The 12,897-nt window shown below is 35.8% G+C and carries 9 protein-coding genes; all 9 read left to right on the top strand.

The features are described 5' to 3' along the window. Window position 1: 1 nt before the first annotated feature. Genes J1D01_RS14685 through J1D01_RS14645 form a run of 9 tightly spaced genes read left to right on the top strand, consistent with a single transcriptional unit; the run spans window position 2 to window position 12,896 of the window. A complete protein-coding gene (locus J1D01_RS14685; RefSeq protein ID WP_421151351.1) occupies window positions 2–1,081 on the top strand; it encodes a family 43 glycosylhydrolase in 1,080 nt (359 codons plus the stop codon). 10 nt (window positions 1,082–1,091) lie between these two features. Then, a complete protein-coding gene (locus J1D01_RS14680; RefSeq protein WP_421151350.1) occupies window positions 1,092–2,501 on the top strand; it encodes a sulfatase in 1,410 nt (469 codons plus the stop codon). 9 nt (window positions 2,502–2,510) lie between these two features. Continuing rightward, on the top strand, window positions 2,511–3,938 hold the full coding sequence (locus J1D01_RS14675; protein WP_421151349.1) for a sulfatase: 1,428 nt from the start codon (window positions 2,511–2,513) through the stop codon (window positions 3,936–3,938). Next, window positions 3,938–5,422 (top strand): sulfatase-like hydrolase/transferase, encoded by a 1,485-nt coding sequence (locus J1D01_RS14670; RefSeq protein ID WP_421151348.1) that lies wholly within the window; start codon window positions 3,938–3,940, stop codon window positions 5,420–5,422. Before J1D01_RS14675 ends, J1D01_RS14670 begins: the two co-directional genes overlap by 1 nt. A 34-nt stretch (window positions 5,423–5,456) precedes the next feature. Continuing rightward, entirely contained in the window at window positions 5,457–7,043 is a 1,587-nt protein-coding gene (locus J1D01_RS14665; RefSeq protein WP_421151347.1) for a sulfatase family protein, read from the top strand. 8 nt (window positions 7,044–7,051) lie between these two features. Further along, window positions 7,052–8,347 carry a DUF6786 family protein gene (locus tag J1D01_RS14660; RefSeq protein WP_421151346.1) on the top strand — a complete coding sequence of 432 codons (1,296 nt, stop codon included), beginning with the start codon at window positions 7,052–7,054 and terminating at the stop codon, window positions 8,345–8,347. A 7-nt stretch (window positions 8,348–8,354) separates the two neighbouring features. After that, window positions 8,355–9,947 (top strand): alpha-L-fucosidase, encoded by a 1,593-nt coding sequence (locus tag J1D01_RS14655; RefSeq protein ID WP_421151345.1) that lies wholly within the window; start codon window positions 8,355–8,357, stop codon window positions 9,945–9,947. Then, window positions 9,934–11,370, top strand: coding sequence for a carboxypeptidase-like regulatory domain-containing protein (locus tag J1D01_RS14650; protein ID WP_421151344.1), 1,437 nt, complete (start codon window positions 9,934–9,936; stop codon window positions 11,368–11,370). Before J1D01_RS14655 ends, J1D01_RS14650 begins: the two co-directional genes overlap by 14 nt. Window positions 11,371–11,405: 35 nt before the next feature. Next, the gene (locus J1D01_RS14645) at window positions 11,406–12,896 is read left to right on the top strand and encodes a sulfatase (protein WP_421151343.1); all 1,491 of its coding nucleotides are present in this window, start codon (window positions 11,406–11,408) and stop codon (window positions 12,894–12,896) included. The last annotated feature ends 1 nt before the right edge of the window (window position 12,897 follow it).

Below are 12,897 nucleotides of genomic sequence, written 5' to 3'. Positions count from 1 at the left end.
TATGAAAATCAATTTTAAAAAAGGAAGTACTTATTTGTCGGTTGCTATATTATCTATTTTGCTTTTCACATCTTGTGGCAATAAACGAACCAAAAAAGCAGAAACGCCACAAGAGGTTTCAACCAATGAAAGTAAGAAAGAAGCGGTAAGTTTTTCATATACTGAAGTTACAGGAATAGGAAAAGATTCCGTTTACAACAGAAGAGATCCCAGCGACATAATTAAGGTTGACGGGAAATATTATGTGTGGTACACTAGGATGGATAAGCCTGTAAGGTCTGGATATTGGGGTACTATTTGGTACGCTACTTCGGAAGATGAAGGCCACACGTGGCAAGAGCAAGGGATGGCTTTAAATGTTGGCGAAAAAGGTACGTTTGATAGTCACTCGGTATTTACCCCAAATATTTTGGCATATAATAACAAATACTATCTCTACTATACAGGTGTGCAACCAACTCCCGGAAATCCTGACGGCAGGTTTGAAGGTAATAGCACAACCGATTTTACGGGTATAGGTGTTGCGGTTTCCGACAGTCCAGACGGCCCATTTAAACGGGTTTCGAAAGAACCTGTGATTGCGCATAGCGAAGTCTCTTCAGATTTTGATAGCTATCGAGTAGACGATGCCAGTATGTTGGTTCGAGATGGAAAAATTTGGCTGTATTATAAAGGAAGATGTATCGAGCATGGTAAGGAAGGGCCGAAACGTACCCAAATGGGCGTAGCTATGGCCGATACACCCGAAGGCCCTTTTGTAAAATACTCAAAACCTTTAATAGAAAAAGGTCATGAGGTGTTAATATGGAATCATAATGGCGGTGTAGCCTCTTTGGCTTCTCTAAGTAAATCTATTCATTGGGCAAAAGATGGTTTAGATTTTAGTCCACTTCAAGAGAATTTAGCAAATATACCGATGGCTCCTGGTTTATACCGTCCGCATTTAGAAAATGGAAATACCGCAAGTAGCATTCCTGGATGGGGAATTTGTATGAGACAAAGCAAAGGTGAAGCACATTTGTTTAGGTATGAGATAAATAATTATGTAACTATAACGAAACAAAAACTAATGACACCTTAATTTATAGAACATGAGAATTGGATTAATTTTAGTAGGTTCATTCTTGTTTAGTTTATGCTCATATGGACAAAACGAGGATAGTAGCAAACCCAATTTTATTATCATTTTTACCGATGACCAAGGATATCAAGATTTGGGTTGTTTTGGTTCTCCAAACATTAAAACGCCTAACATAGATAAAATGGCATCTGAGGGAATGAAGTTTACAAACTTTTACGCACAAACCGTTTGTGGACCTTCGAGAGCGGCATTAATGACGGGTTCGTATCCTATGAGAAATGCACGTAATGACAATGGAGATAACCCACATCCTAAATTGGCATTAAGTGAAGTTACCATTGCCGAGGTGTTAAAACCCGTAGGTTACAAAACAGGTATGATTGGAAAATGGGATTTGGCAGGACATAATCCAGAAAAATTTAATCCAGATTTATTACCCATGCATCAAGGTTTTGATGAGTCTTTTTTTACACCAGGAAGTAACGATGCAAGGGTGCATTTAATCAGAAATAACAAGTTGGTAGAAAAGAATGCAGACATGTCTACATTAACAAAAAGATATACCAACGAGGCTATTCATTTTATAGATAAAAACAAAAAACAACCTTTTTTTCTATATCTAGCGCATACCATGCCACATACCCAATTAGCCGTTTCTGATGAATTCAAAGGAACATCAGAAGGTGGTTTGTATGGTGATGTTATTGAAGAAATAGACTATAATGTAGGTAGAATTTTAGATCATTTAAAACAAACAGGATTAGATGAAAACACTTATGTAATCTTTACAAGCGATAATGGACCTTGGTGGATTAAAAAAGACCATGGCGGGCATGCAGAACCTTTAAGAGGCGCAAAAACATCGGCTTGGGAAGGTGGTTTTAGAGTTCCTGCCATCATACGTGCACCGGGAAAAGTCCCTGCAGGAAAAACTTCAGAAAATATTGTAGCAACTATAGATTTGTTACCAACCATTGCAAAAATAGCAGGGGCTGAAGTTCCAAAAGATAGAGTGATTGATGGAGTAGATGTTTCAGAAATTATTCATGGAACATCAATGGAATTGGATAGACCATTTTTTTACTACCAACATCATATTTTAAGAGCTGTTAGAAAAGGGAAATGGAAGTTGCATCTACCTCATGAATCTTATCCAACATCAATAGTTTCTAGAAAATGGCCAATTCATAGTGCTCCAAAAGACAGAGTATTATTTACCAAACCAATGCTTTACAATTTAGAAACAGATATTGCTGAAACTATCGATGTTGCTGATGAAAATCCTAAAGTGGTTGCAGCGTTACTTAAATTGTTAGATTGGGCAAAACAAGATATTGGAGATATAAACAAACGTGGAGAAAATGCAAGGCCACTTGGAAACGAACCTTATCATACACCAAATGAATTAATTCCTAATTGATAAAAAATAATGAAAATAGAATTTAGAAATATTAGCGTTTTAATTGTGTTGCTGATTAGTGTAATATCTACTATTCATTCGCAAGAAAAACCAAACATCATCATTTTGTTTGCCGATGATTTAGGGTATGGAGATTTAAGCTGCTATGGAGCACAAGATGTAAACACACCCAATATTGATCAGTTGGCTAAGGAAGGATTGCGATTTACCGATTTTCAGGTAGCATCATCCGTTTGTAGCCCATCAAGAGCAGCATTGCTTACAGGTCGTTATCCTATGCGAAACGGATTTCCCGTAGCTCAAGGAAAAATAGAGAAACACAAAAATTATGGTTTACATCCTGATGAAGTTACCATCGCCGATTTACTTGTAAAACAAGATTATGCTACCATGGCTATAGGAAAATGGCATTTAGGATTTAATGAAGGACATCAACCTACAGACCACGGATTTCAGCAACATTACGGTTTGCAATCCAATTGGCATAAAAGTCATCCAGATTTAGACGACCTGTACCACAACGGAAAAGTAATAAAGGAAAACGTTGCTTTCGAAACTTTAATTGGAGATTATACTAATAAAGCCATCGAATATATCGAAGAAAATAAAGAGAATCCATTCTTTATATATCTAGCTTATCATTCGGTGCATTCACCTATCAAACCTAGCAAGGAATTTATTGGAACTTCAAAAGGAAGTTTGTACGGAGATTATGTTCAGGAGTTGGATTACCATGTTGGTAGATTAACACAAGCACTTGCTGATAAAAAATTAGATGAAAATACCATTGTTATTTTCTTGTCAGATAACGGTCCCGCTATTTGTCACTTTGGAGGTTCGGCAGGACCTTTAAATGGAGGAAAATATACGACTATGGAAGGTGGTTTCCGTATTCCAGCCATCATAAAATGGAAAGGAAAATTTGCAATAGGAGTAAATGATACGTTTTTATCATCTATGGATGTATTACCAACATTGGCTTCTTTGGCTGGAGCAGAGCTTCCAAAAGATAGAGTGATTGATGGAAAGGACATTACTTCTATTTTAAAAACAGGAAAAGGAATCTCTCCACACAAATATGTGTACTACTATAATGGAATCAATTTACAAGCCATTAGAAAAGGACCATGGAAGTTACATTTACCCAGAACTTCAGCAGATCAACCGTTTTGGTCTAAAAACAAAAACGAAAAGCCATTTAACGGAAGTAACTTAAAAAATATTGGTTGTAGAGGATTAATCGCTTTAGGTCGTCCGTTATTATTTGATTTGGATCACGACATGGGAGAGTTAACAGATGTTTCTAATAAGCATCCAGAGGTTGTAAAAGAATTGCTAAAAGAAGCAGAAAGAGTAAGAAAAGAATTAGGAGATATTGATGTGATAGGAACCGATCAAAGAGTGCCTCCGTTTGAAAATATTCAAGAAAAAAATTAATGCTGAAGATGTTAATAAAATTCAATTCCATAAAAACCATATGCTCATTAGTTACTTGCATGTTTCTGTTTGGTTATACCTGTGCTCAAAAACCAAATGTTATAGTAATTATGGCTGATGATTTGGGATATGCAGATGTAGGTTATAATGGGTGTAAAGATATTCCAACACCCAATATTGATAGACTAGCTAAAAATGGAGCAATTCTTACATCGGGTTATGTGTCAGGACCAATGTGTGGGCCTTCACGTGCAGGATTTATAACAGGTAGAATGCAATCTTCTTTTGGATGGTATGGAAATCCAGGTACACCATTAGATGAAAAACAAGGTTTACCAAACAATGTTAGTACTGTTGCTCAATATATGCAAGAGCAAGGTTATGTAACAGGGGGAGTAGGGAAATGGCATATGGGAACCGCTCCTCATCAACATCCAAATAATATGGGATATGATGATTGGTATGGTTTTTTAAGTGGTGGACATTTATATTATCCCATGGATCATCCATCCTATAATGGGAAGTACCTCAATACACCAAAACCGTGGACAATGAGAGACATGCATCATACCTTACCAATTATACATAACAATCAACCTGTAGAATGGAATCAGTATTTAACTCATGAGTTAACAGATCAAGGGGTGGATTTTATTAAGAAAAACAGGAACAACCCTTTTTTCTTGTTTATGTCATACAATGCACCGCATGAATATTTAGAAGCTCCCGAAGAAACTATTGCTAAGTTTCCTGAAGAAAAAATGACAAAGATTCCAGGAGTAAAACCTAAAAATCGTTCTGTATATGCAGCAATGACTTTTGAGTTTGATAAAGGAGTTGGAAAGCTAATTGCAACTTTAGAAGAATTGAATCTTACAGAGAATACTATTGTTTGGTTTTTAAGTGATAATGGTGGAATGAAACGTACCAGTGATAATAGACCTCTAAAAGGAGCAAAATGGAGTAGTTATGAGGGTGGACTTCGTGTACCACTAGTAGTAAGTTGGCCTGGTAAAATTAAATCGGGAAGTGTTCTAAATGCTCCTGTTACTACATTAGATATTGGAGCTACATCGGTAGCATTAGCAGGTGGTGATATTTCTAATAAAGAATTAGATGGAAAAAATATCACAGCTTATATTACTGGAGAAACCAAGGAAGAACCTCATGAGGAATTGTTTTGGAGAATAGGTAGAAATGACAAAGAAAATAGTGGTGTTCTTAGAGTGGGAGACTATAAATTGATTGTAAACAACAAGAAAGTAGAATTGTATAATTTAAAAGAAGACTTATCTGAAACCAAAGATTTGTCTGAAAGTCATCCTAAAATGGTTGAGCAAATGCTAACACGGTGGAAAAAATTGAACATGGATAGTAAACCTCCACTTTGGCAACCTCTAAGTAAAAAAGAGGAATTATCAGATGAATACCAATACAAAGATTACGAATGGCTGAAGGGAAGCCCGCATTACAGAGTCAACTAGAAATTCAAAATAAACTAAATTATAAGATATGACTATGAAAAACAATGTTTTTTTTACACTAAAACTAAGTGCCTTGTTAACGTTATTGTGCTCTATTGGCGCTTTAGATATTGAAGCACAAAGCAAACCAAACGTCGTTTACATTTTGGTAGACGATTTGGGTTATGGCGATTTAGGTTGTTATGGAGCCACCAAAGTAAAAACACCCAATATTGATAAACTGGCAAACGAAGGGAAAATATTTACCGATGCGCATTCGGCATCTGCAGTGTGTACTCCGTCTCGTTATGCTTTGCTAACAGGACAATATCCTGTTCGTGGTAATAATGGGAAAGGCATTTGGGGACCAGCCGCTGTAACTTCAGAATTATTAATAAACACGGAACAAATTACCATTGCTGATGTGTTTAAAAATAGCGGATATAGTACTGCAGCTTTAGGAAAATGGCATTTAGGCTTTAAAAAAGGAGAAAATGACTGGCAAGAACCGTTAAGTCCAGGTCCTAACGATTTAGGTTTCGATTATTATTATGGCGTACCTGTTGTTAATAGTGCGCCACCCTATGTATATGTGGAGAATACAAGCGTAGTAGGAGGAGACCCTAATGACCCCTTGATTTTTGTAGGCAGAGGAAAGGACAAAGAGGTCACTCCAATTACACCTATTCCACCAGAAGCGTCTCAAAGAACCCAAAATATGTTTAAAGGTGCTGTTAAAGCACACAAGTTATACAACGATTACACGGTTGGTCAAGTACTGGCTGGTAAAGCAGTGGAATGGATCACGAAACAAACAACAAGCAATAAACAAAATCCATTCTTTTTATACTTTGCCACCACACACATTCACCACCCTTTTACACCAGGGACAAATTTTCAAGGAAAAAGTGATGCCGAACTTTATGGCGATTTTATTCAAGAATTGGACTGGATGGTAGGTCAAGTTACGTCTACTTTAGAAAAACAAGGTGTTGCAGACAATACATTAATCATTTTAACAAGTGATAATGGAGCGATGTTGAATTTGGGAGGTCGCAACGCTGTTAAAGCAGGACATAAAATTAATGGCGATTTGTTAGGATTTAAATTTGGTGTTTGGGAAGGCGGACACAGAATTCCATTTATTGCCAAATGGCCAGGGAAAATTGAACCAGGAACCGTGTCCGATCAATTAATTTGTAATGTAGATATGTTGGCAACATTTATGGCGGTTACTGGGCAAAATCCAAATAGCTTGGATAATTCAGATAGTATAAATGTATTGTCTGCATTTATTGATAACTCTAGTGAACCTATTCGAAATGAATTACTTCTTGCTCCTCATAAGTCTACACATTTATCGCTTCGTAAAGGAAAATGGATGTATATTCCAGCTAAAGGGAGTGGTGGGTTTCATGGATCAAAACCACATCATCATGCATGGGGCGGCGCAGCAGCAGTAAATTTTGTAGGAGGAAAAAATAGCGACATGGAAAATGGAAAGCTAAAAGAAACGGCTCAACCAGCTCAATTGTATGATTTAGAAAAAGATAAATATCAAACTACAAATGTATACAATCAGTTTCCCGAAGTAGTTAAAGAAATGGAAAGCATTTTAGATACTTATAGACCTAAAAAATAATTTTATTAATGAAAAACAAAGATATATTCACTATTCAAAAATTAGGAATTTTGATCTTGTCACTAGGATTGATGACCTCTTGTAATTCTAAAAAGAAGGCAGAAACAGAAAACAAAACTATGGATACAGAAGAACATCAAAATAAATCCTCTAAAAGGGCTACTTATGGAGATGATGTGCGTTTTATGAAAAATTACATTGATGTTATTGAACTTGCCGATAACACCAATCAATCTAAAGTAGCTGTTTCTGCTGCTTTACAAGGTAGAGTAATGACTAGTTCTGCTTTTGGAAACGAAGGAAGAAGTTATGGATGGATCAATCGTGAGTTGTTTGAGTCTAAGGAGGTTCAAGAACACATCAACGTATACGGAGGAGAAGAACGTTTTTGGTTAGGGCCAGAAGGCGGGCAATATTCCATTTTTTTTAAAAAGGGAGCTAGGTTTACCCTAGACGATTGGTATACCCCAAAATTAATTGATTTAGAACCATTTGAAGTGAAGCAAGTATCACCAACTTCGGCTACGTTTACAAAAAAAGCTTCTTTAAAAAATTACTCAGGTTTTCAGTTTGATATGGAGATTGAACGTAAAGTTGCCATTCTTTCAAAATCAGCTATTCAACAAGAATTGGGATTGAAGGAGTTGTCTAGTGCATTAAAAACAGTGGCGTATCAAACCACAAACACATTAACAAACATAAGTCAGGAAGCTTGGCAAAAAGAAACAGGGTTGTTGTCTATTTGGTTGTTAGGTATGTTTAATCATTCACCAAACACCACTATTGTAATTCCTTATGTTCAAGGAGATGATGCTGAATTAGGAAAGGTAGTAAACGACACGTATTTTGGAAAAGTACCCGCAGATAGATTGGTGGTAAAAGAAAATGCTATTTTCTTTAAAGGCGATGGAGAATACAGAAGTAAAATAGGTTTAACCCCAATGCGAGCTAAAGATATCGCAGGTTCTTACGATTCAGCCAATGGTATTTTAACCATCGTAAAATACAACAAACCTAAAAATATTACAGATTACGTAAACTCGATGTGGGAAATTCAAGAGGAACCTTTTAGTGGTGATGTGATTAATGCCTATAACGATGGCGCTCCCAAACCAGGAGAGAAACCATTGGGACCTTTTTACGAGTTGGAAACTTCTTCTCCCGCTTTAGCCTTAAAGTCTGGTGAAAGTGCAGAACATATTCAAACAACTTTCCATATTGAAGGAGATGAAACCACACTTAACCCTGTTATACAGAAACTTTTTGGAGTTAATATTAACGATATTAAAAACGCTTTCAAATAATTATAAAATGAACTTTAAAAATTCACTCGTACTTGCAGTAACTGCTTTTATATTGCTGTCCTGTAATTTAGAAAAAAAGAAGGACGAAACCGCTCAATTACCTTACGATGGTAGCTGGGAGTCCCTTCAAAAAATGCCAGTACCCAATTGGTTTAACGATGGTAAAATAGGAATTTTTATTCATTGGGGACCTTATAGTGTTATTGGTCACCGTAAAGGCGGAAGAGGGTATGCTGAACATGTTCCTAAATTGATTTATAAAGATTCAACTTATTATTATCCTTATTTAAGAGAGCGTTGGGGAGCAGCACCACCAGAATTTGGTTATAAAGACATTATTCCAGAGTTTAAAGCAGAAAAATGGAATCCAGAGGAATGGGCAGAATTGTTTGCTGAGGTTGGAGCAAAATATGTAGTGTTAACAGCAGAACATCACGATGGTTGGGCCAATTGGGATTCTGATTTAACTCCTTGGAATGCCATGGATAAAGGACCTAAACGAGATTTGGTAGGAGATTTAGGAAAAGCGGTTAAAGCCCAAGGTTTAAAATATGCTCCATCATACCATAGAGAACGTCATACCAGTTTTTTTACCAAGCAACAATATAAGGTTCATCCAGAACCACAAGAACATATTTTAGAAGAAATTAAAAGAAATCCTGAAGCAGAGTCGTTGTATGGACCTTTTGGTTTTAGTAAAGAAGCTGTTGATGAATATGTGGCACGATGGAAAGAAATCCAAGACAAATATCAACCTGACTTTTTATGGATTGATGACATTCCCATTTTTACAAGAGATGGAAATAACACACAAGTAGAACCCAAAGTATTTAAGCCAGAAATTAAATATTACTACGACCAATGTAGATTGATGATTACGGACTTTATGAACAATGGAGCACAAAATAATCAAGAGGTTTATGTAAATAACAAAGGAAAAAACAGAAACTGGCCAGATGGCATTGGTTGTTTAGAAAAGGACAACTTAAAGTTAAAAGTGATTGGTCCTAAATGGCAAAGTTGTACTACGTTTGGAACCTCGTTTGGATATTTAGAAAACGATACTTACAAAACGGTTGAAAGTGTTATTCATGAAATGGTAGAAGTGATAAGCCGTAATGGAAACTTTTTAATTAACATAGGGCCAAAGGCCGATGGTACTATTGTTCCTGAGCAAGAAGAACGATTAAGAGCCATGGGAAAATGGTTAGCTACCAACGGAGCTGCCATTTATGGAACGCGTTATTGGAAAGAAAATCATCAAAAAAATGGAAACTTAGCTTTTACCACCAAAGGAACAAAATTATATGCCATTGCTTTGGATAAACCTGTGACTCCAATTTTAATAGAAGCCACCAAAGGTTGGACAAATAAGGATGTAAAATCGGTAAAGCTTTTAGGAGCAGATGCTGAGGTTGCTTGGAATGTAACCGCTAATGGTTTGGAAATCATTCCACCATCAGATTTAGGAAAAAGCGAATATGCTTGGTCTTTTGAGATAGAAACAAACACCAATCAGCATACTCCAAACGCGATTCAAAACGATGCAAGTAAAGCACTAGAAGGAACTAAAAAAGTTGACCTAGATGGAAACCATTAAAACAAGTAATGATTTTAAAATGAAGTATACGTTTTTAAAAACAATATTATTCACATTTACCCTAAGTTTTATTTTTTCAAACAATGCTTTTGCTCAATTTAAAGATAAAACAACCGTAGTGGGTTGGGTTACAGATGCAAATAATAATCCTTTAGATGGTGTTACCATTAAAGCCAATGGAGAAGGGGCTAAAACAAAAGCTGATGGAAAATTTGAATTGATACTGCATAAATCGCATTCAAAAAAACTAGAATTGCGTATTTCTAAACTAGGGTTCAAAGAGCAGAAAATAAAAATTAATACATCAAAATTAGCTAAAGATTTAAAAATTCAATTGGTTTCAGATGGAAACAAACTGGCTAAATACCAAATAGAAAAAGTCAGTATAGAACCAGAAGTGCTTTCTGTTATGAAAGAAAAATGGGGAGAAAGTTTTATACATGCTCAATATCCTAAGCAATTTTTGAATAACATTATTACTCTAAAACCTGGAGATGATGTGCAAACAGCTATTGATAAAGCTCACGAAAGCGGTGGAGGAATTGTGTACTTAACAGAAGGAATTCATACTACAGATAATTTAAAAATTAAAAGTAAAGTAACGCTTTGTGGAGCTGGAAGAAGTAAAACGATTTTAAAACACACGGGTAAAGGCCATTTTATAGATCAGGCAGAACAAAAACTTACCGATATTGTTTTTAAAGATATCACACTTCAAGGCGGAGAATACACAAAAAGCGGATTAAATTTACGTGGACAAAATGATGACAGACATGAACGTTTTATGTGGCAAAATGTAAATGTTACAGGAATTAATTCGCACGGAATAGGCATCAGTCGTGTGAACCATATCATCATGGATAATAGTCATTTTCAACATAATGGAATTAAAGGTAGTTTACACCATAATGTGTACTTTTTGTTTGTGAGCTATGTGTTGCAGTCCGATTGTGATATGTCTAACCCTGTGGAAGGAAAATCAAACAAATACACTTCCACATCGCACTTGTTAACACAGCGTTGTGTCATGAAAAACGGAAAAGGAAATGGAATTCAAGCCGATAATGATCAAGGAGGTTATTTGTTTTTTCACAAACATCATTTGTCTGGTTTTGCTCGTGTGGCCATGTGGTTTCCTTGCGAAGAGTATTATAACAAATTTCAATACACCGAAGATCCAAAATGGGTGCCTCAAAATGTTATTTTAAATCGTTGTGAAGTCATCAATAATGGTTACGGTGCTATGTGGAGAATTGTAAGAGGGAAGTCCAATGTTATCAATAGTTATTTTGATAACGAAAAAATAGATATGGGCTTGCTAAAGTGTAATGTAAAAATGGATAAAAACAGTGTTTTTAAAAAAGGCAATGAGTTTTATGAAGATGTAAAAGAGTGGCCTAAAGATTTAAAATTATTAGGATAGTTAAATATGCTTTTAGAAAACAAAATTAAATATAGATGAAAATTAAAAGCATATTTACTGTTATAATAAGTACTTGGTTTCTATCTGCTTGTGCCCAACAAAAAAAGCCGAACATCATTTTTATTATGGCCGATGATTTGGGTTGGCAAGATGTAGGTTTTATGGGGAGCCAATGGTTTGAAACGCCAAATTTAGATGCTTTGGCCAAAGAAAGTATGGTGTTTACAGATGCATATATGTACCCAACTTGTTCGCCTTCTAGAACAGCTTTGTTAACAGGAAAGCAGTCTTTTAGAACGGGTGTTTACAATGTACCTGTGTTAGAAAAAGGAGATGCTGAGCACAATATTTTTTCGCGTTGGACAGTAGATTTAGAACATATCATGTACGCTCAACCACTTAAAGAAGCTGGTTATAAATCTATTCACTTGGGTAAATGGCATGTGGTAGGTCCAAATCCAAAGGAAGAAACAAATTATCCGTTTAAAAAGCCTTTAAAACAACCTGCAAACGGAAGTTTTGATTGGTTACAAGAACATCAATCAGCAGAAATTCAACAATACTACCCAATAGGAAAAGGGTTTAATAAAAATGTAGGAGGTACGTGGTGGGGCGATCCAGCCCGTGGTTATGAAAAAGGATACAAAGCAGAAAGTGGTGGCTACAAAGCTCCGTTTAAAAATCCGTTTATAGAAGATAAAAAAGAGGATGAATGGTTAACCGATAGACTAACAAATGATGCGATTGATTTTATCAAAAGAAATAAAAACGAACCCTTTTTTGTGAATTTACATTACTATGCACCACACCGACCAACGGTACCAAGAAGCAACGAGCAATATCAAAAGTTTTTAAACAAAACACCAGATGTTGTAACAGGACAAGGAGAAAAACGCTTGGAAGAAATAGCAGGTTATGCTACGATGATTGCTTCTATTGATGAAAACGTACAACGTATTTTTGATTATTTGGATGAACAAGGTTTACGAGAAAATACCATTGTAATATTTACATCAGACAACGGATTTAATGGGTTGCAAAGTAATACAAATAGTTTAAGAGGAGCCAAAGGAACTATTTACGAAGGTGGCATTCGTGTGCCTGCTTTTGTAAACTGGAAAGGGAAAATTGAGTCGGGAATTTCAGAAACACCTATTTGTGGGATGGACTATTTTCCAACCTTTTTGGAGTTAGCAAACATAAAAGATTATAAGGGAGTGTTAGATGGAACTTCTATTGTTCCCTTGTTAAAAAACAATTCGTTTAAGGAAAGAGCTTTGTTTTGGCATTTGGCAAGTACCTATAAAAATCCGCCATGTTCTATTATTAGAAAAGGCGATTGGAAATTGATTCAGTTTTTAAACGATGGGAAATTGGAGTTATATAACCTTAAAGACGATTTAAAAGAAACTTATAACCTAGCGGAAGAAAATGTTAAAGTTACTCTCGAATTATTAGATGAGCTTATAACTTGGCGAAAAGAAAATAATGTACCATTGCCACCTGCTTCTGTTTTAAAATATTAGG

It is taken from the genome of Seonamhaeicola sp. NFXS20 (genome assembly GCF_049132085.1).
Classification (GTDB): domain Bacteria; phylum Bacteroidota; class Bacteroidia; order Flavobacteriales; family Flavobacteriaceae; genus Seonamhaeicola.
Note: the sequence above shows the minus strand (reverse complement) of the source record. Positions and strands in the feature narration are given on the sequence as shown.